This is a genomic window from Polaromonas sp. (assembly GCF_030680935.1).
Lineage (GTDB): Bacteria > Pseudomonadota > Gammaproteobacteria > Burkholderiales > Burkholderiaceae_C > Polaromonas.
Genome location: NZ_JAUXUP010000073.1, coordinates 18,166 through 37,940, shown reverse-complemented (window position 1 = coordinate 37,940; position 19,775 = coordinate 18,166). Strand labels below are relative to the sequence as shown.

16 protein-coding genes are annotated in these 19,775 nt (G+C 62.9%); 4 read left to right on the top strand and 12 right to left on the bottom strand.

What is annotated here, in order from left to right; all coding sequences use genetic code 11:
• Positions 1 to 201 (top strand): hypothetical protein (locus tag Q8L50_RS17450; protein WP_305349904.1); only part of this gene is annotated, 201 nt, incomplete at its 5' end.
• Entirely contained in the window at positions 195 to 887 is a 693-nt protein-coding gene (gene urtE / locus Q8L50_RS17445) for an urea ABC transporter ATP-binding subunit UrtE (RefSeq protein ID WP_305349903.1), read from the top strand. The genes Q8L50_RS17450 and urtE, both read left to right, overlap by 7 nt.
• A gap of 6 nt (positions 888 to 893) precedes the next feature.
• Here the strand turns inward: urtE and Q8L50_RS17440 are convergent, their stop codons facing one another.
• The 5 genes from Q8L50_RS17440 to cphA (Q8L50_RS17420) form a co-directional block, all read right to left on the bottom strand.
• The gene (locus Q8L50_RS17440; protein ID WP_305349902.1) at positions 894 to 2,093 is read right to left on the bottom strand and encodes a cation:proton antiporter; all 1,200 of its coding nucleotides are present in this window, start codon (positions 2,091 to 2,093) and stop codon (positions 894 to 896) included.
• A 164-nt stretch (positions 2,094 to 2,257) separates the two neighbouring features.
• Positions 2,258 to 3,061: a M48 family metallopeptidase gene (locus tag Q8L50_RS17435; RefSeq protein ID WP_305349901.1), complete on the bottom strand. Its 804-nt coding sequence runs from the start codon at positions 3,059 to 3,061 to the stop codon at positions 2,258 to 2,260.
• Positions 3,062 to 3,182: 121 nt separating this feature from the next.
• Positions 3,183 to 4,013 carry an urease accessory protein UreD gene (locus Q8L50_RS17430; protein ID WP_305349900.1) on the bottom strand — a complete coding sequence of 277 codons (831 nt, stop codon included), beginning with the start codon at positions 4,011 to 4,013 and terminating at the stop codon, positions 3,183 to 3,185.
• Positions 4,014 to 4,224: 211 nt separating this feature from the next.
• The gene (gene cphA, locus Q8L50_RS17425) at positions 4,225 to 6,837 is read right to left on the bottom strand and encodes a cyanophycin synthetase (RefSeq protein ID WP_305349899.1); all 2,613 of its coding nucleotides are present in this window, start codon (positions 6,835 to 6,837) and stop codon (positions 4,225 to 4,227) included.
• Positions 6,834 to 9,059 carry a cyanophycin synthetase gene (gene cphA, locus Q8L50_RS17420; protein WP_305349898.1) on the bottom strand — a complete coding sequence of 742 codons (2,226 nt, stop codon included), beginning with the start codon at positions 9,057 to 9,059 and terminating at the stop codon, positions 6,834 to 6,836. The genes cphA (Q8L50_RS17425) and cphA (Q8L50_RS17420) overlap by 4 nt, the downstream gene beginning before the upstream one ends.
• A 183-nt stretch (positions 9,060 to 9,242) precedes the next feature.
• Between cphA (Q8L50_RS17420) and Q8L50_RS17415 the strand changes: the two genes are divergently transcribed.
• Both Q8L50_RS17415 and Q8L50_RS17410 read left to right on the top strand, forming a co-directional pair.
• The gene (locus tag Q8L50_RS17415; protein ID WP_305349897.1) at positions 9,243 to 11,570 is read left to right on the top strand and encodes an ABC transporter ATP-binding protein; all 2,328 of its coding nucleotides are present in this window, start codon (positions 9,243 to 9,245) and stop codon (positions 11,568 to 11,570) included.
• Entirely contained in the window at positions 11,563 to 12,045 is a 483-nt protein-coding gene (locus tag Q8L50_RS17410; protein ID WP_305349896.1) for a DUF1854 domain-containing protein, read from the top strand. Before Q8L50_RS17415 ends, Q8L50_RS17410 begins: the two co-directional genes overlap by 8 nt.
• A 204-nt stretch (positions 12,046 to 12,249) precedes the next feature.
• Here Q8L50_RS17410 and Q8L50_RS17405 read toward each other — a convergent pair whose 3' ends face one another.
• The 7 genes from Q8L50_RS17405 to Q8L50_RS17375 all read right to left on the bottom strand — a co-directional run bounded on the left by Q8L50_RS17405 (position 12,250) and on the right by Q8L50_RS17375 (position 19,753).
• On the bottom strand, positions 12,250 to 13,017 hold the full coding sequence (locus Q8L50_RS17405; protein WP_305349895.1) for an ABC transporter permease: 768 nt from the start codon (positions 13,015 to 13,017) through the stop codon (positions 12,250 to 12,252).
• Positions 13,014 to 13,865 carry an ABC transporter ATP-binding protein gene (locus tag Q8L50_RS17400; protein WP_305349894.1) on the bottom strand — a complete coding sequence of 284 codons (852 nt, stop codon included), beginning with the start codon at positions 13,863 to 13,865 and terminating at the stop codon, positions 13,014 to 13,016. The genes Q8L50_RS17405 and Q8L50_RS17400 overlap by 4 nt, the downstream gene beginning before the upstream one ends.
• Positions 13,866 to 13,954: 89 nt before the next feature.
• A complete protein-coding gene (locus Q8L50_RS17395) occupies positions 13,955 to 14,998 on the bottom strand; it encodes an ABC transporter substrate-binding protein (protein ID WP_305349893.1) in 1,044 nt (347 codons plus the stop codon).
• Between the two features lie 144 nt (positions 14,999 to 15,142).
• Complete coding sequence (locus tag Q8L50_RS17390; protein WP_305349892.1) at positions 15,143 to 16,375, bottom strand: M20/M25/M40 family metallo-hydrolase; 1,233 nt, start codon at positions 16,373 to 16,375, stop codon at positions 15,143 to 15,145.
• Positions 16,372 to 18,144 (bottom strand): 2-oxo-4-hydroxy-4-carboxy-5-ureidoimidazoline decarboxylase, encoded by a 1,773-nt coding sequence (uraD, locus tag Q8L50_RS17385; protein WP_305349891.1) that lies wholly within the window; start codon positions 18,142 to 18,144, stop codon positions 16,372 to 16,374. Before uraD ends, Q8L50_RS17390 begins: the two co-directional genes overlap by 4 nt.
• A gap of 11 nt (positions 18,145 to 18,155) precedes the next feature.
• Positions 18,156 to 19,091: an allantoinase PuuE gene (gene puuE, locus Q8L50_RS17380; protein WP_305349890.1), complete on the bottom strand. Its 936-nt coding sequence runs from the start codon at positions 19,089 to 19,091 to the stop codon at positions 18,156 to 18,158.
• On the bottom strand, positions 19,088 to 19,753 hold the full coding sequence (locus Q8L50_RS17375; RefSeq protein WP_305349889.1) for a GntR family transcriptional regulator: 666 nt from the start codon (positions 19,751 to 19,753) through the stop codon (positions 19,088 to 19,090). Before Q8L50_RS17375 ends, puuE begins: the two co-directional genes overlap by 4 nt.
• Positions 19,754 to 19,775 lie beyond the last annotated feature (22 nt).

Here is a 19,775-nt window from a genome sequence, read left to right as displayed (position 1 = left end):
GCGGCTCGACTTGAATACCCTGACGCAAGCCTGATGAGATTCCAAGGTGTTTCCTATGTCTCCGCACACCTGTTTCCCATGTCTCCGGTCTATACAGCGACGCAAAAGAAAGTTACTTGCCGCCGGGCAACCCCCGGCTTGCCGGCGAACCACCACGGCTTCGAAGCTCCAACAAGCCTGATGGAGATCAACAAATGCTGAACGTCAAAAACGTCAACCAGTACTACGGCGGCTCCCACATCCTGCGCGATGTGAGCCTGGACGCCCACCTCGGCAAAGTGACTGTGCTGCTGGGCCGCAACGGCGTCGGCAAAACCACCTTGCTCAAGTCGCTGATGGGTCTGGTCCCCATCAAGACAGGCACCATAGCGTTCGATGGCAAGCCCATCCAGAACGCCACACCGTACGAGCGGGCTCGCGCCGGCATCGGCTTTGTGCCGCAGGGCCGCGAGATTTTTGCGCGGTTGACGGTCGAGGAAAACCTGCGCATGGGCCTGGCCTACAAAAGCGCCAGCACGCCTATTCCGGCGGAGCTGTACGAACTGTTTCCGGTGCTCAAACAAATGCTGAGCCGCCGCGGTGGTGACCTGTCGGGCGGTCAGCAGCAGCAACTGGCGATTGCACGCGCGCTGGCGGCCAAGCCCAAGCTGCTGATCCTGGACGAACCGACCGAAGGCATTCAGCCCAGCATCATCAAGGACATCGGTCGTGTGATCCGCATGCTGGCCGACCGCGGTGACATGGCGATTTTGCTGGTCGAGCAGTACTACGACTTTGCCGAGGAACTGGCCGACGACTACCTGGTGATGGAGCGCGGCGAATTCATCGCGCGCGGCCAGGGCAAGGACATGCAGGCCCACGGCGTGCGGCAACTCGTTGCCATTTAGCCATCGTCACTTCGACCGGAAAATAATCTCTTTCATGCGCTGAAGCCTGGGCGCGACCATCGGAACCGTCAGCATGGTGCTGGCAATGGCCATCAGCAGCAGGGCGGTGAAGGTTTCGTTGGTGATGATCTGTTTGTCCAGCAGGATGTTGGCAAAGATGATCATGATCAAGGCTTTGGTCTGCAGCAGCCAGCCAACGATGGCGCTTTCACCCGGCGCCCATTTCAGCACCTTGCCGGCGATGTGGACACCGATCAGCTTGCCGGCCACCGAGGCCACGAGCAATACCCCTGCGGCGATGAACACGGCTTCACCGCCGACCGACCAGTTGGTGCGCAGGCCGGTGCTCAGGAAAAACACCGGCATCATCACCAGCAGCACGTGGTGGCGAAGCATGTCCATGTGTTCCTGGTTGAACCAGTCGTTGTCCATGACTGCGCCGGCCAGAAAAGCGCCAACCATGAAGTGCAGGCCTGCCCAGTCGGCGCCCAAGGCGCAGATGATCAGCCAGATGAGACTAGCGTACCAACGATCGCGCTCCGGCATCCACACCATCAATTTCCGGAAAAGGTAGCTAAGCGCTGCAAAGGCGGCCAGAAAACCGGCTTGCCGGCCGACGCGCTCCCAGTCCATCAGGATCAGGGCCAATACCCCCCAGATCGCGATGTCGTCCAGGCTGGCGTAACGCAGGATGCGCTGACCAATCGGCTGGCGCAGAATGGCGAGTTTTTCCATCAGCAAAATCAGGATGGGCAGGGCGGTCACGGCGCAGGCCATGCCCACACCCATGACAAACTGCCAGCGCATGCCCCGCTGGCCGACCCAGCCCTCATACATCAGCATGCCTGCCGCCGCCGTACAGCCGAAAAGCAAGGGGGTGCCCAGCGCGAGGCTGGCGGTGATGGTGCTCTCGCGCCGATGTACCCAGGCCTTGTGCAGGTCCAGCTCGATACCGGCAATCCACACAAACACCATCACGGCCCACCAGGCGATGCCGTTGAGCGACTGCACCACGGGCGCGCTGAAAACAAAGGCGTAGTAGTCAGGATAAAGTTTGCCGAGGATACCGGGACCGAGAAGGATGCCTGCAATGATCTGCACCACCACGAGCGGCGCGTAGTAATCGGTCTTGAAGACGCGCCAGATCAGGTAGGGCACCGTGAAAATGATCGCCAGGGCGATCAGGTAAATTTCGGTGGTGGTCATGGCGGCGTGATGGGGCTCCATGGTTTCCAGTCCCGCGAAGTAATTCGCCCTACATCGCCGGGACCGCGATTTATGCAGGAAGAGTGGAGTGCTGCCTGCTTCAACCAGTCAATCTGATGCCGCGCCAAAGCGTTGACGCAGGCCGGTTAGCGGCGCACGCCGGCTTAGCGCCGCGCCGCGAGGTAGAGCGGCATCACCGTAGGCAGCAGTGCCTGGATTTGCGCCACGCGGCTGCTGTCGCTGGGGTGGCTGCTGAGAAAGCCGCCACCGCCCGCGCTGCCCGCGCTGGCCATTTTTTGCCATAAAGTCACGCCAGCCTGGGGGTTGTAGCCGGCCCGTGCCATCAGCTCCAGGCCGATGCGGTCCGACTCGTTTTCATGCGACCGGCTGAATTGCGTGGCCACCAGCGCTTCATAGGCCGCACCCGTCAATTGCGTGGTGCCGCCGCCCAGTCCCAGCAACTGGGTGCCAATTCCGATGGCCGTCTGGGCTGCAGCCGCCTGGGACACCTGCTCGCGCGAATGCTCGCGCAAGGCATGGGCAATCTCGTGGCCCATCACGACGGCAATTTCGTCGTCACTGAGGTTGAGCTTGCGAATCAGCCCGGTGTAGAACATGATTTTTCCACCTGGCATGCAAAAGGCGTTGACCTGTTCGCTGGTAATCAGGTTGACCTCCCATTGCCAGCGTGGCGCGTCGGCGCGGAAGACCGCAGTTTGCGGCTGGATGCGGGCCGCGACGGCACGCACACGCGCCAGCATGGCGGCGTCGGTATTGAGCACCCCCTTGGCTGCAGCTTCGGCCTTGAGCTTGTTGTAGCTTTGCACGGCCATCTGGTCCAGCTCTGCGGAGGACACCAGCAGCAACTGCGAACGCGATGCGCCCACCACACCGCTTTCGGTGGTGCTGGAGCAAGCGGTGAACAGCAGGCTGGTCGCGACAAGGGTAGGGATGAGCAGGATTTTCATACGTGTCTCGCTGGTGGTTTTCGGTTGCAGATGACCAGTGCCCATTCTGCGCACACCCTGCGAAGAGGCAGTAGGACGAGCGTTCAAATACCTGTAGGCGGCAGCTATCAGTGCGCCGGTATCAGGCCGACCAGATGCGCGGGCCAGGTGCTGACTTCTGCCAGAAATGCTGGCGCCAGGCCGCCCAGACCTGCTTGAGCAAGCCCATCGCCGGCTCCACCAGTGGCGCCAGCACGCGCAACACCACCACCTGCGCATCCGGGCTGGTGACACCTGCGCTGGAGCTCAGCGGGTGGGTCTCCATCACTTGCCGGGCCAGGTCCAGCGCCTGTTGCCGACGCGGGCGTTCCAGCTTGCTGCCCGCCACAAAAAAGAGGGTGGCGATGCATCGCTGCCCGGCCAGGCCCAGTGGGCTGTTCAGCAGCAGCAGATCATCGGCACCCAGGCGGGCGCGCTCCAGCCATACGCCGGGCATTTCGATGTGCTGGCAAAAACTACCCTGCACAAATGGCTGTCCGGCACTGGGCAGACCGAGCGCCGTCACATCCCAGCCCATCAGCTCGGCACCGGGTGCCAGGTCCAGCGTCAGGTGGTTTTCGGCCAGACAGCCGCTGTAACACAGTGCCTCCTGGGGCAGCCATTCGCCGCGCGCACCGGCGGCAAGTTTGATGTGGCTGCGCTGCAGTGCTGCTTCGCCCAGTGACTGGTAAAAACGGGTGGCCCCCGGCGTGGTGATCAGGCCGTGGCTGCCGGCAGCAGCGGTGACCGAGATGTCCAGCGTATCGCCACCCACCAGCCCGCCCGGTGGATGCACCAGCACGTTGTGGCACACCGCGTCACCCTCGGGGTAAAGGCTTTGCAAAATGCGCAGCGGCCCGCTGTGGCGGAAGTGGGCGACGGTTTTGCTGGCCTGAACGGAGTAGTCAAGGGAAAGAGTTGCGTTCCAGGCCATCGGGAGAGTTTAACCGGGTGCCGGAGTGGCAGCCACGCCATTTGCTATATATTTGATAGCTGGTTGCGCAGGATTGGTATGGGCCGGAGGTCGGTTTTGTTTGTGATGCCCTGACAAAATCGATTGAGCCCGGCCTGCTGGCGGACCGCTGACGTTCGTGGCAAAGAAGGCAAACTCAGCCCACCCGGGGCCAGACCAAGCGGCCCCAAGCTCACTCCGCCGCGACCTGTTTAAAGTCACGCGTCTCTTTCACCCGCTCAGCCAGATGAGCCAGCGCCTCCTGCACCTGATCCACCAGTATCAGACACAGGTCGCCCGGCTGCAAGCGCTCCAGCGCGGTATCGATCGCCAGAAACTCGCCGCGAATTTCGTCGATGCGGCTGGTGCGGCTGGCCTTGTTCAAGCCTTCGAGACCTTCGCGCAGCAGGCCCATGACCTCGCCGTCGGCGCGTCCGCGCTGTGCTGCGTCCTGGTACAGCAGGATATCGTCAAATGCTTTGCCCAGGATGATGGTCTGGTCGCGAATATCGCTGTCGCGGCGGTCGCCGGCCCCGCTGATGACCACGCTGCGCCTCTGGCCGGGGGGAGCAGGCATGGCGTCCACCGCCCCCACCAGTGCACGCATGGCGTCGGGATTGTGACCGTAGTCGGCGATCACCGTCGCCCCCCGGTAGTCCAGTACGTTGAAGCGGCCCGGCGCATTGTGCGCGTCGCTGACAAAGCTGGCCAGGCCGCTTTTCAGGGTGTCCCAGGTCACGCCGACGGCCCACGCCGCCGCCAGCGCCGCCATGACGTTTTCTACCTGAAAGCCGATACTGCCGCCACGTGTCAGCGGAATATTTTGCAGTGGCACCCGCTCACGCCAGGCGCCTTCTGCGGCGACCAGCGCGTTGCCATCCACGTAAACGGTGCGCTTGCCCTGGGCCCGGTGTGTGGCCATCAGGGGAAGGTGACGGTCGGCTGCAAACAGAATCACGTTGCCAGGGCAGGCGGACGCCATGGCGGCCACCAGCGGGTCTGCGGCATTGAGCACCGCAAAGCCGCCAGGCGCCACGTTCTGCACAATGACGCCCTTGACCAGAGCCAGCCCTTCCACCGTGGTGATGTAGTTCATGCCAATGTGATCGCCGCTGCCAATATTGGTGACCACGGCCACCTGGCAGCGGTCAAAGCCCAGGCCTTCGCGCAGTATGCCGCCGCGCGCCACTTCAAAAACGGCGGCATCCACATCCGGGTGCATCAGCACATTGCGCGCGCTTTTCGGACCGCTGCAATCGCCGCTGTCGGTCTGCCGGCCATTGACCCAGACACCGTCGGTGTTGGTCATGCCGCAGCGCAAACCGCTGGCGGTGAGCAGGTGGGCGATCAGGCGCGTGACCGTGGTTTTGCCGTTGGTGCCGGTCACGGCCACCACCGGCACACGGCCATCGTCACCGGGCGCAAAAAGCTCGTTGATCATGGCGCCACCAACGGCCTGGCCCTTGCCATAGGACGGTGACAGGTGCATGCGCAGGCCGGGCGCGGCGTTGACTTCCACCACGCCACCGCTTTGCGCTTCCAGCGGGCGCAGCACGCTTTCGCAGACGACATCCACGCCGCAAATGTGCAGGCCCACCATCTGGGCGGCTGCCACCGCGCGGGCGGCAACCTCGGGGTGGACATCGCTGGTGACATCGGTGGCGGTGCCACCGGTGCTCAGGTTGGCATTGTTGCGCAGCACCACACGCCGACCGCGTGCCGGAATCGATTCGGGCGTCAGACCCTGTACCCCCAGGCGCGCGACTGCAATCTCGTCAAACCGGATCTTTGTCAGCGAGGTGGCGTGCCCTTCTCCCCGGCGGGGGTCCTGGTTCACTATATCAACCAGCTCGCGCACCGTGTGCAGGCCGTCGCCGAGCACCTGCGGTGGCTCGCGCCGCGAGGCCGCCACAAGCTTGTTGCCCACCACGAGCAGGCGAAAGTCGTCTCCGGGGAGAAATTTTTCAACCATGACGGTGCCATGTGCGGCAGCTGCATGAAAGGCGATGTCCAGATGGTCGCGGGTCACGATATTGACCGTGACGCCTTTGCCCTGGTTGCCATCCTGGGGTTTGACCACGACAGGCAGGCCGATCGACTCGGCGGCGGACCAGGCATCGTCCGGGTCGGAGGCCGGCCGGCCCGTGGGCACCGGCACTCCGGCGGCGAGCAGCAGCTTTTTGGTCAGGTCCTTGTCCTGGGCAATGGACTCGGACACCGCGCTGGTGCCGTCCAGCTCGGCCGCCTGGATGCGGCGCTGGCGTGCGCCCCAGCCAAATTGCACCAGACTGCCCCTGGTCAGGCGTTTGTAGGGAATGCCGCGCGCGACCGCTGCATCCACAATGGCGCCGGTGCTGGGCCCCAGGCGTTCGTCTTCATCAAGGTCGCGCAACTGCGCCAATGCGCTGTCCAGGTCGAAGCCGGTTTCGTTCAGGGCGGCATGCACCAGCGCTTGCGCCAGCTCCAGCGCCAGGCGGCCTACCGCTTCTTCGCTGTACTCCACCACGGTCTGGTAAACACCGCTTTCTGGGGTGGCCGACGTGCGGCTGAAAGTAACCGGGCAGCCGGCGTTGGCCTGCAAGGCCAGCGTCGCCGACTCCAGCACATGGGCCAGCGATACCGGGCCCTCATAACCACCCGGCCTGAGCGCACCAATTGCGGGGAAGAGCGCACGCACACGCGGCTCAAAACCGGCCAGGTTGTCGATGGCGCTTTCTGCCTCAGTGCAGGCGACGATGGCTTCAAGCGCCGTGTGTCGGCTCCAGAGGTTGGGACCACGCAGGGCGCGTATGCGGGAGACTTTCATCGTGCGGCCTTTCCGGTCTGGGTGGCGCTGGACTCGAAGGCTTCAATGCCCGCACCAATCAGGCCGAGGGAAATGCCGAGCGCCCAGGCAACCGCGATGGCGGCCAGCAGATTTGCTTCGGCGGTGGGAATATGGCGGCCCTGCCAGGCGCTGAGCTTGTCCAGGCCGGGTAAAAAGACTTCGCTGGAACCGGTGGCCAGCACCACTTGCCCCTGACGCACAAAAACCGCACGCCCACCGCTCGCCAGGTGCGCAGTGATGGCTGCAAGCGTTGGGTCGGTGGCGTAAAAAATGACTTCGCCGTCGCACAGGGGGGCCATATCGACAATGCGGTTGTGTGCGGCATGCAACACCGCAACCCCTTCGGGAAGTACCACATCAACCTGCGAGCGCATGACCTTGAACATCGGCTCGTCGTCAAAGATGTCGAAATCGCCAAGCGTGTCCGGGCCATCCAGATCGGTGACCACGCCCACCTGGCAGCGGTCATAGGCCAGGCCGGTACGCAAAATCGTGTCGGCACCGTTTTCAAACACCGCCGCCTGCACCGCGCGGTTGATCAGCAGCCGCTGGCCGGCCTCCCAGTGTGTGCAGTCGCTGGCGTCCAGGCAGCGCCCGTCGAGGAACAGGCCACTGCGGCAGGCCAGGCCGGTGTAACGGCCGGACAGCTGCAGCAGCCAGGCGACCAGGCGCGCAATGCTGTGGGTTCCGGCGGAACCGGCGATACCGATCACGGGAATACGCCCGGCGCCGGTGGTGTCGGAGGTGACGGGAAACAGGTGCTCGCAGATGGCGCGGCCGACCGGGCGCGGCGCGCCTTCTGCCGGCTTGAGGTGCATCAGCAGCCCTGGTCCGGCGTTGACCTCGACAATCGCGCCGCCCTGGGCATGCAAGGGTTTGGAGATGTCCTGCGCCACCAGATCGACGCCGGCGATGTCCAGACCCACTACCCTGGCCGCCAGCGAGACCATGTGTTCCACGTCAGGGTGAAGCTCATCGGTGCAGTCGATGGACACATTGCCGTTGCGCTGGATCAGCACTTCATGGCCTGTCGCGGGCACCGAAGTGGGGGTGAGCCCCTGGCGCTGCAGGTCCAGCAGGATGGCGGTGTCGGTGTCGATGCGTATCGGGCTGAGCGGAAAGTCTTCGCTCGGACCGCGCCGGGGGTCGGTGTTGAGCTGGGTTTCTACCAGTTCGGCAACACTGGCCTTGCCGTCACCAGTGATGGACGCAGTTTCGCCCCGGGCGGCAGCCACCACCCGACCACCGACCACGAGCAGGCGGTGCTCATGACCTCGCACAAAACGTTCCACCATCACCTCGCTGCCGTGCCGGGCCGCGAGGTGAAAAGCGTCTTCAAATTGCGCCTGTGTCTTGAGGTCCAGAGAGACGCCGCGCCCGTGGTTGCCGTCGCTCGGTTTGACCACCACCGGCAGACCAATTTCTTGCGCTGCCTCCCAGGCTGCCTGCACGCTGTTGACAATTTTCCCCTCGGGCACCGGCACGCCGCAGGAGGCCAGCAGGCTTTTGGTCAGGTCCTTGTCGCCAGCGATGCCTTCGGCGATGGCGCTGGTGAACTCGGTTTCAGCGGTCCAGATGCGGCGCTGGGCAGCGCCGTAGCCAAGTTGTACCAGGTTGCCGTCGTTCAGACGAATGTGCGGAATGCGCCGCTCAGTGGCTGCCGCCACAATTGCCGCCGTGCTGGGGCCGAGGTAACACTCGTCGACTTTCGCGCGCACGCGGTCAACGGCGCCCTGCAGTTCAGGCACGCCATACGCCGGGCCATCGGTGCTGCTGTTGACGGCAGCCATCAGCAGTCTGTGGCCCTCGGCCAGCGCACTGCGGGCAACCTGCTCGTCGCGCGCACGAAAAACCATGCGGTAAATGCCGCGTTGCGAGGTGCTGCGTGTCTGGCCGAAGCCGGTCGGCATGTCGGCCAGGTTGAGCAGTTCGATGACCACATGTTCGAGCACGTGGCCGAGCCACGTGCCTTCATAGAGGCGTTCGATGAACCCCCCGCGTTCTCCGACGCCACAGTGGTGCTCCACCAGCGCTGGCAGCAGGGCTACCAGCCGGTCGCTGAAGCCCGGCAGCAGGTTGGACGGGAAGTCTTCGAGGGTACCGAGGTCAAGCCAGGTTTCCAGCACCGGTCGGTAGGTCCAGATATTCGGGCCGCGCAGGTAGTTGATGCGCAGCAGCTGGATGTCGTCCTTTTTACTCATGTTTTGGTGTTTCGGTCAACCGGTCGGGCCGGGGCAACGTTCTTGGATGGTCGGGCGTCCGGCAGGCGTGTTCAAGTTTTATGCGGGCAAAGTGTCGGATCGGCGGGCTGGTTCATAGGCGAAAATGCAGCTTCCGGTACCAAAACCCTCCCTCGCACCGGTTTTTTCCGCTTTCACTTCACAATGCAACATTCCCATCCGGCGGACGCCCCCAGTGAGGCAGCCCAGGCACAGACAGACCTGCACGCGCAACTCGCCAGCCATGAGAACGTTCTATGCATGGTGCTGGTTGACCTGAATCAGCAACTTCGGTTTTCCCCCGGCTGCTTGGCCCTGACCGACCAGCGCCTGATGGCCAGGTACCCCGAAACCGGCCAATGGCGCAGCTGGCCTTTGCAGCAAAGCGGCCGACCGGCGCTGTCCCTGCGCCACTTCGACCATGCCGGCGTGGGTACCCTGGAGCTGCACCTTGGCGATGAGCGGCTGGCAAGCTGGCGTTTCACGTTGGCGGTCAACCTGCAGGTTTTGCGTCTGGTACGTCTCTTTGCCAAACAGGCTGAACCCCAGGGCGACAGCCTGAGCGGTGATGACATCGCCCTGTGCCCCTTGTGCGACGCCATTTTGCCGCCGGACAGCGACGACTGCCCGGCCTGCGCCCGGGAGCTGCACACGGCGCCGTCCACCTGGGTGCTGCTGCGCCTGTGGCGCTTTGCCCGGCCCTACCAGGGACAGCTGGCGGCCGGTTTTGCCCTGACGCTGGCATCCACCGCCGCCACGCTGGTGCCGCCCTATCTGACGATTCCACTGATTGACGACATCCTGATCCCGTTCCAGAACGGTCAACAGATCGAGTCGTGGAAGGTGCTGGCCATCCTGGGTGCCTTGTTGGCAGCCGCGCTGGTCGGCTGGGGTCTGAACTGGGCCCGCACCTATTTGCTCGCCCTGGTGTCTGAACGCATAGGCGCCGACCTGCGCACCGCTACCTTTGACCACCTGCTGGAGCTGTCGCTGGACTACTTTGGCGGCAAACGCACCGGTGACCTGATGGCGCGCATCGGCTCAGAGACTGACCGCATCAATGTTTTCCTTTCCTTGCATGCGCTGGATTTTGCGACCGACGTGCTGATGATCCTGATGACCGCCGTCATCCTGTTTTCCATCAACCCCTGGCTGGCGCTGGTGACCCTGCTGCCCTTGCCGTTTATTGCCTGGATGATCCACGCGGTGCGGGAGCGGCTGCGCACCGGCTTTGAAAAGATAGACCGGGTCTGGTCCGAGGTGACCAATGTGCTGGCCGACACCATTCCCGGCATCCGTGTGGTCAAGGCCTTCGCCCAGGAAAAGCGCGAAGCCCAGCGGTTCCGCGATGCCAACGTGCACAACCTGATGGTCAACGACAAGCTCAACAAGGTCTGGTCGCTGTTCACGCCCACGGTGTCGCTGCTGACAGAAATCGGCCTGCTGGTGGTCTGGGCTTTTGGCATCTGGCTGGTCTCCAAACAGCAGATCACGGTGGGGGTGTTGACCGCCTTTATTGCCTACATTGGCCGCTTTTACACACGGCTCGACTCCATGAGCCGCATTGTGTCGGTGACGCAAAAAGCTGCGTCCGGCGCCAAGCGCATCTTTGACATCCTTGACCACGTCTCCAACGTGCCCGAGCCGGCCAATCCGGTGGCCATGGGGCCGCTACAGGGCCGCATCGAGATGAACGGCCTGGGCTTTCGCTACGGCAACCGCGCGGTGATCCGTGGGCTGGATCTGGTGATTCAACCGGGCGAGATGATAGGCCTGGTCGGCCACAGCGGCTCGGGCAAAAGCACGCTGGTCAACCTGATCTGCCGCTTTTACGACGTGACCGACGGCAGCATCAGTGTGGACGGCACCGACATCCGGCGTTTTGGTGTCGCCGACTACAGGCGCAACATCGGCCTGGTTCTGCAAGAGCCATTTTTATTCTTCGGCACGATTGCCGAGAACATCGCCTATGGCAAACCCGGCGCCAGCCGCGCCGAGATTGTGGCCGCCGCCCGTGCCGCCCATGCGCACGAATTTATTCTGCGCCTGCCGCAGGGGTATGACTCCCTGGTCGGCGAGCGCGGCCAGGGACTGTCGGGCGGTGAGCGCCAGCGCATCTCGATTGCGCGCGCGCTGCTGATAGACCCGCGCATTTTGATTCTGGATGAAGCCACCTCGTCGGTGGACACCGAGACCGAGCAGGAAATCCAGAAAGCGCTCGACAACCTGGTGCAGGGCCGCACGACGATTGCGATTGCCCACCGCCTGTCCACCTTGCGCAAGGCCGACCGCCTGGTGGTGATGGACCGTGGTCAGGTGGTGGAGGTCGGCCCGCATGACGAGCTGATGGCCAAACAGGGCGCCTACTGGCGGCTTTACGAAGCGCAGGCGCGCCAGGTCGACAGCGAAGGCAATGTTGATGCCGAAGAAGGCCGCATTGCGCTGGCCACCTCACAGGTGGCGCATACCGCGCAGCGGAGTGGCAATGTCTGAGGCAACACCCCTGATTTCTTTCGTGCTTGAACGCCACGCTTCAGGCCGCCTGCTGCTGACCGACAGCCAGGGCCGGCAACACGCCGGTGTTGTTCCGGTGCGTGCCTTTCCGATTGCCGCCCCAGGTGAAGGCATCTCGCTGGTCAGCAGCGAGGGCCATGAACTCGCCTGGCTGGAGCGGCTGGACAACTTGCCGCCGGCGCTGCGCAGCCTGCTGGAGGAAGAGCTGGCCCTGCGCGACTTTGTGCCCGAGATCACGGCGCTGAAAAGTGTCTCCAGCTTTGGCACACCCAGCACCTGGCGGGTAGACACCGACCGGGGCGAGACCTCGTTTGTGCTCAAGGGCGAAGAAGACATACGCCGCCTGAGCCGCCAGTCGCTGTTGATCGCCGCCGGCCACGGCGTGCATTTCAGCGTGAAAGACATGGGCGCGCTGGACCGGGCGTCGCGACGGCTGCTCGAGCGTTTTCTCTAAGGCGGTCATGGCGGACCCGATCCGCCAACCATGTTGCGCTGGCCCGGCATTTGCGCGATGCCAGGAGGGATCCCGGATCGAGTCCGGGATGACGGGCAGGATCAAAATTGCTATTAATTCAGTAGCTGTTTACGTAAGCGTAGTAAGGGCTACAGACCGATTTGTCTTGAAAAACCAGGCGTACAGGTTTTCAGGACCGGTTTTTCACTCGCCCTGCGTGCCGCGATGCGCCCAGGCCGTGGTGTGTTTCTCGATGTAGCTGAACAGCTCGTACATGATCATCGCCATCGCACCAATCACCACCAGCCCGGCAAAGGCCAGCGCCATGCGCTGTTGTGATCCGGCGCTGAGCATCAGGTAGCCAATGCCGGAATCACCGGCGGTCATCTCGGCCAGCACCGTGCCGACAAAAGCCAGCGTGATGGCGATCTTGAGCGAGCCGTAAAAGTAGGGCATGGAGCGCGGGAGGCCAACCTTGACCAGCACGTCCCAGCGTTTGGCACCCAGCACGCGCAACACGTCTTCCAGCTCGGGCTCCAGCGTGGCCAGGCCGGTGGCCATGTTGACGGTGATCGGGAAAAACGAGATCAAAAAGGCAGTCAGAATGCCGGGGCCCACACCAATGCCGAACCAGACAATCAGGATGGGCACAATCGCCGCCTTGGGCACGGCGTTGAAAGCCACCAGCAGCGGGTACACGGCAGCGTAGGCCAGGCGCGATGAGCCGACCAGAAAGCCCAGCATCACGCCGACCACGATGGAGATGCCGAAGCCGACCATGGTGACCCAGAAGGTTTTCCAGGCGGCCTGTGCAATCGGGCCGGCAAACTCGGCCATGGCCTCTGCAATGGCCAGCGGCGCGGGGAAGATGTATTCGGCAATGCCAAACACCATCACCACCGCCTGCCAGAGCGCGAGGATGACCAGCAGCAAGGCAAAAGGCGACCAGCGCTCCATCTGTTTTTTGGTCATGGTGTGAGGGCGGCTGGCGCCGCAGTGGGGGTGGCTGTCACCGGGCTGCGGATGGCGCCAATATGGCTGCGCAGTTCATGCACGATGTCGCCGAAGGCCTGGGTGTAAGTCACTTCCAGGTCGCGCGGGCGCGGCAAATCGATTTCGCGCTTGACGACAAAGCGCCCCGGGCTTTTGCTCATCACGTACACCGTGTCGGCCAGAAAAACCGACTCGCGCAAATCATGCGTGACCAGAATGACGTTGAAACGTTGCTCGGTCCAGAGGTCGCGCAAAATGCACCACAACTCTTCGCGCGTGAAGGCGTCGAGTGCGCCAAAGGGCTCGTCCAGCAACAACATTTTGGGCTCGTGAATCAGCGCCCGGCAAATGCTCACGCGCTGCTGCATGCCGCCCGACAACTGCCACGGAAATTTGTCTTCGTATCCGCCCAGGCCGACTTTTTGCAGCAGCTTGCGTGCGCGTTCTTCAAACTCCTTGCGCCGCGATTTGAACTGGCTGCGAAAGGGCTCGACGATCTCCAGCGGCAGCAGCACGTTGTCCACCGTGGTCCGCCACGGCAGCAGCGAGGGCGCCTGAAAAGCCATGCCCGATATTTTCAGCGGGCCGGTGACGGGCTGGCCGTCGATCAGGATGCGGCCCTTCGACGGCATCTTCAGCCCGGTGGTCAGCTTCATGAAGGTGGATTTGCCGCAACCCGAAGGCCCGACGATGGCGATGAACTCGCCTTCACGCACCTTCAGGTCAATCGCTTCCACTGCAAAGTGGTTTTGCGCCAGCAAGTCCTCGTTGTAGGCGAGCCAGACATCGCTGAAGTCAACAAAATGGCCTGCGGTGTTTGCTTGCATGGTGGGGGATCTTCGTGAGTACTGAAGGCTGCAGCCAGCCGTGTCGGCTGGCCGTGGTATCAACCACCGTTGCCGATGGCTTGGGCTTCCTACTTCTTGACGGCAGGCAGGACGTTCAATTCAGCCACGGTGGGCAGGAAGGAGCCGTTCCACACGCTGTCGGGGCTGACACGTGTTTTGGTGTTGAAGGCGTCGGATACCTGCGAGGCCATCAAGGACAGCCGTGGCCCTTTGACCTGGCCAAACCCGTCAGCGCGGGCATCCGGGCTGTTGATCACCGTATCGATGGCCAGTTGCAGGCGGCGGGTTTCGAGCGGCACGTTGATGATGCCGTCGCGTGCCTTCACGTCTTCAATCGCCAGCGCCGGCTTGGCGATCACCTCTTTGACGCCTTTGGTGAAGGCCAGTAGAAAGGCTTTCACGGCGGCGGGGTTTTCCTTGATGAGTTTGGGCGAAGCGATGATGACGTTGCCGTACAACTTGACGCCGTTATCGGCATAGGGCAGAACCACCACGTCCTCTGCTTTCACGCCGCGCGCTTCCAGGTTGAGCAGCGAGGTGAAGGTAAAGCCGGTGATCGCATCGACATCGCCGCGCACCAGCATGGTCTCGCGCAGTGGTGGGTCCATCGCGGTCCATTGCACGCCGCTGATGTTGTTGGCTTTTGCAAAAATGGGGAAGGCGCGGCGGCCGGCGTCAAACACCGGAGCACCCAGCTTTTTGCCATTGAGATCGGCCACGGTCTTGATGCCGGATTTTTTCAGGGCCATGACCGAAGCCGGCGTGTTGTTGTAGACCATCATCACGGCGACCGGCTTGTTGGCCGCATCCGGGTTGTTGGCGTGAAACTCCATCAGCGCAGCCAGATCGGCAAAACCCATGTCATAACTGCCCGAGGCCACGCGGGTGACGGTACCGCCTGAGCCATTGCCTGCGTCCACCGTCACATCGAGCTTGGCGTCCTTGAAGTAGCCCTTGGCGGCGGGTGTCAGAAACAGCGCGGCCGGGCCTTCAAAACGCCAGTCGAGCTGGAACTTGATGGGCGTGTTCTGCGCCTGGGCAGCGCTGAAAACTGTCGTGGCGGCCGTGACGGCCAGTACCGCGAAGGTCTTGATAAAGATACGTTTTGTCATGAGGGCTCCAGAGAATGTTTACAGGTAAATCAGGTCAAGCAAGAAAAATGCCGGGTAAGGGTTGGATTTCAGGAATTGTCCATTTGGACAAGCGGGTGAACCATCGGGATATGCCCTGAAGCACCCCGGCGACGCGGCGGGCCTTCATGAAGCGGGCGCCAGCAACTCGCGCAAGGTGCGGGCAATCACCTGGGTGGCGCGGCGCAGGTCCTCCAGCGCCAGCCGCTCGTCGGCGCGTTTGGCGTTGGATTCGAGCACCGTGCGCGGCCCGGCGCCGTAAATCACCCCGGGTATGCCCGCTTCGGCATACAGGCGCACATCGGTGTACAGCGGGGTGCCCATCGCGGGTATGGGCTGGCCAAAAACCGCCAGGCCGTGTTTCTGTATGGCGTTGACCAGGGGCTGGTTGCCGGGAAGGGGGCGCATGGACCGGGCCAGCAGCAGGCGCTTGATGTCCACCGAAATACCCGGACAGGCTTTGGCCGCGTCGGCAATCACCTGGCGTATGGTCGCTTCGACTTCGGTCGGGTTTTCTTCGGGGATCATGCGCCGGTCCAGCTTGAACATCACCTTGCCGGGGACCACATTGGTGTTGGTGCCGCCTTCAATGCGCCCCACGTTGAGATAGGGGTGGCTGATGCCGGCGACTTGGGAGCTAACGTTTTTATAAAGCGTATTCTGTGCGTACAGGGCGTTGAGAATCTGTACCGCGCCTTGCAGCGCATCAACACCACTTTCTGGAATGGCCGCATGCGCCATCTTGCCGTGCACCGTGACCTCCATCTGCAGGCAGCCGTTGTGGGCGGTGACCACCTCGTAGCTGAAGCCTGCAGCAATCAGCAGGTCGGGTTTGGTGAGTTTGTGGCGCAGTAGCCAGCCCGGGCCCATCTCTCCACCAAACTCTTCGTCATAGGTGAAATGCAGTTCCACGCTGCCGTGCAGTCGGATGCCGAGCGACTCCAGCGCACGTACCGCAAAGGTAAAACTCGCAAAGTCCGACTTGCTCACGGCCGACGCCCGGCCATAAATGTGACCATCCACAATGGCGCCCCCGTACGGGTCTTGCGTCCAACCGTCGCCGGGGGGCACCACGTCGCCATGGGCATTGAGTGCAATGGTCAGGCCGGGGCCGTACTTGCGGCGCACGATCAGGTTGGTCAGCGATTGCAGCCCGTAGGCCTGCACCTCGGCAGCCGGTACCGGGTGTTTTTCTGCCTCGAATCCGAAGGTGTGCAACAACTCTGCAGTGCGTTCGGCGTGCGGCGCATTGTCCCCGGGGGGCGTGGGTGTGGGGACGCGAATCAGCTCCTGAAGAAAGCGCACTTCCTCGTCAAAGTGGGCATTCACCCAGGCGTCAAGCTTTTCGTCCGAGCTCATGTGGCAAGACCATGGAGCAGATGCTGGAAAGCCCGCACCGCCAGATCAATGTCGTCGCTGGTGGTGCTTTCCAGCGGGTTGTGGCTGATGCCCGAGTTTTGCCCGCGCACAAACAGCATGGCCTGCGGCATGACCTCGTGCAGCTTCATGGCGTCATGCCCCGCGCCGCTGGGCATGCGGTAGAGCGGCACACCCAGGCTGTCCACCGCGCTTTCCCAACGCTGCTGCCAAGCCACAGCGCTGGGTGCTGCAGCGGCGCGCATGGTTTCTTCGGCCGTGTGGTGTACGCCACGGCGTTCGCAAATGGCAGCCAGTTCGGCCAGCACATCGGCCACCAGCGCATCGCGCTGCGTGTTGTTGGGCGCGCGCAGGTCCAGCGTGAACTGGCAGCGGCCGGGCACCACATTGATGGAGCCACCGGGTACGTTGAGGATGCCGATGGTGCCAACCGAGTCGCCGTCGCGCGCAGCGCGCTGCTCGACGTACAGCGCCAGCTCGGCCACCGCCGTTGCGGCATCACGCCTACGGTTCATGGGCGTGGTGCCGGCGTGGCTGGCCATGCCGCTGACCTCACACACGTAACGCACGCCGCCATTGATGGAGGTGACGATGCCCAGCGGGATGTCGATCTCGTTCAGTACCGGCCCCTGCTCTATATGCACCTCGACAAAACCCAGGTAGTCAGACGGCTGGCGCTGCAGCGCGCCAATCGCCTCCAGGGTTGCCGGCAGACCGGCCTGTTGCATGGCTTCGCGCATGCTGATGCCGTCTGCATCCTTCTGCGCCAGCCAGGCGGGGTTGAACTGGCCAATCAGTGCGCCCGATCCGAGAAAAGTCGCCTTGTAACGCTGACCTTCTTCTTCTGCAAACGCGATCACTTCAAAGTCAAAAGGCAGTCGTTGACCTGCACGCGACAGTTCGCCCACGCAGGCCACTGGTGTGAAGATGCCCAGCCGGCCATCGTATTTGCCGCCGTTGCGCACCGTGTCGTAGTGCGAGCCGGTCATCAGGGTCTTGGCGCCTGGCTTGTTGGCCTTGTAGCGGCCCACCACATTGCCCACCGCATCGATGCTCACTTCATCAAAGCCGCTGCCCTGCATGGTTTGTGCAATCAAGGCGGCGGCGCTGCGGTGTGCGTCGGTCAGATAGGTCACCGTCAGCTGGCCTTGTTCCTTGTAGCCCGGGTCGCTGAAGGCGCTGAGCTGTTCCTGCCAGTCCCAGACCTGGTTGCCAAGCTGCGGCTCTAGGCCGAACTTGTCATTGAGGCGCAGCTCCACAACGCGGTGGATGTTGCGCAGCGCTTCGCCGAGCTCAAAGTCAGGGTGGTTGGCCAGGCGCCGCTCGAAGGTGGTGATGATCTCCTGCCGGCTCAAGCCAGTGCCGCGCGGACCACGCACCGCAAGGATGAAGGGGAAACCAAATTTGCTGTTGTAGGCGCTGTTGAGCGACTGGATGTGTGCGAACTCGTCGGGTGTGCAGTCTGTCAATCCCGCCTTGCCCTGCTCGTGGGTGGATTCGCTGGTAAGTGTCTTGCTGACCATGGCCTTGCCGGCCAGCTCGGGGTGCTGGCGTATCAGGGTGAGCTGCGCCTCCAGGCCGGCTTCGCGCACGATACCGGCCATGCAATGTTTGAGCTGCGCCAGTGAACGGAAAGGCCTGTGCGCCAGTGCGGCCTGCGCAATCCAGGGTGAATGTTCGTACAGGCCGTCCAGCAGGTTTACGGCGTCCACTTGGGAAGCAGCGTTTATTTGTTCAAGGGTCAGGGCCATGGTCGGTCTTGTCAGTTTTTGAAGGGGTGGGTTTGCTGCCAGTGGCGCGCAATGTCGATGCGGCGGCAGATCCAGACATGCTCATGTTTCTGCACATGGTCCAGAAAGCGCTGTAGCGCCACGATGCGGCCGGGCCGGCCCAGCAGGCGGCAGTGCATGCCTATGCTGAGCATCTTTGGCGCGTTCAGGCCGTTCGGGTCGCCCTCGGCATACAGCGCATCAAAGCTGTCACGCAGGTAAATGAAAAAGTCATCGGCCTGGGCAAAGCCCTGGGGCAGCGCAAAACGCATGTCGTTGCTGTCCAGTGTGTAGGGCACCACCAGGCGCGGCACCACGCTGCCGTCGCTGCGCGTGACCTTCATCCACAGCGGCAGGTCGTCGCCGTAATAGTCGCTGTCGTAAACCAGTTGGCCATCGTCGGCCACCAGTCGCCGCGTGTTCGGGCTGTCGCGGCCGGTGTACCAGCCCAGCGGGCGCTGGCCTGTCATCTGCGTGATGATCTCCAGACCCAGGCGCATGTGTTCGCGTTCTGTGGCTTCATCAACGCCCTGGTAATTGATCCAGCGCAGGCCGTGGCAGGCGATCTCATGGCCCAGTTCCACAAAAGCAGCGGTCAGCTCGGGGTGACGTTGCAGTGCCATGCTGACACCAAACACCGTCAGCGGCAGCTGGCGCTTTTCAAACTCGCGCAGGATGCGCCACACACCCGCGCGTGAGCCGTATTCGTAAATACCTTCCATGCTCAGGTGCCGCTCCGGGTAGCTGGGCGGGTTTGCCATTTCGGAAAGAAACTGCTCCGAACCGGCGTCGCCATGCAACACCGAGTTTTCGCCGCCTTCTTCGTAGTTCAGCACGAATTGCACGGCAATGCGGGCCTGGCCCGGCCACTGCGCATGGGGTGGTGTCGGGCCGTAACCGACGAGGTCTCTGGGGTAGGGTGTATTCATGACAGCGCCATCGAAATATCGTTGACCGGCATCTGGCGGTCAAAACGCAGGCTTGCTTCAACATGCAGCAGGTGTTCGTCCATCAGCCGCACGGCGCGGTCTTCGTCACGGGCTGCCAGCGCCTTGACAATTTCGGCGTGTTCTTCGTGCGAGTGTTCGGCGGCACTGGCGCTTTGGTACATACGCATGATCAGCGAGCAGCGTGAAATCAGGTCGCCCAGGATTTGCGCCAGCACCTCGTTGCCCATCAGCTCGGCCATGCGCACATGAAAGTCGCCCAGCAGTTCGGTGCGGCCGCGGATGTCCTGGCTGTCCACTGCCAGTTTTTCCCGTGCCACATGGTCTTTGAGGGCCCTGACTTTTGCCGGCGTGACACTGCGTACAAAGGCGCGGGTCATCTCGGCCTCAAGCATGCGGCGCACCGCAAACACCTGCCGCGCTTCGGTGACGGATGGCGCGGCCACAAAGGCACCGCGCGCCGGCTCCAGCCGGATCAGCTGGTTCTGCGACAGCTGAAACAGCGCCTGCCGCACCAGCGTGCGCGAAACCCCAAAGTGATCGGCCAGCTTTTGTTCGGCCAGCTTGGTGCCCGGGTGCAGCCGGTGCTCCACAATCGCCTTGGTCAGCGCTTCAACAATGGTGCTGGTGGTGGATGATTCCATGGTGCAAATGATAGCCGGGCTC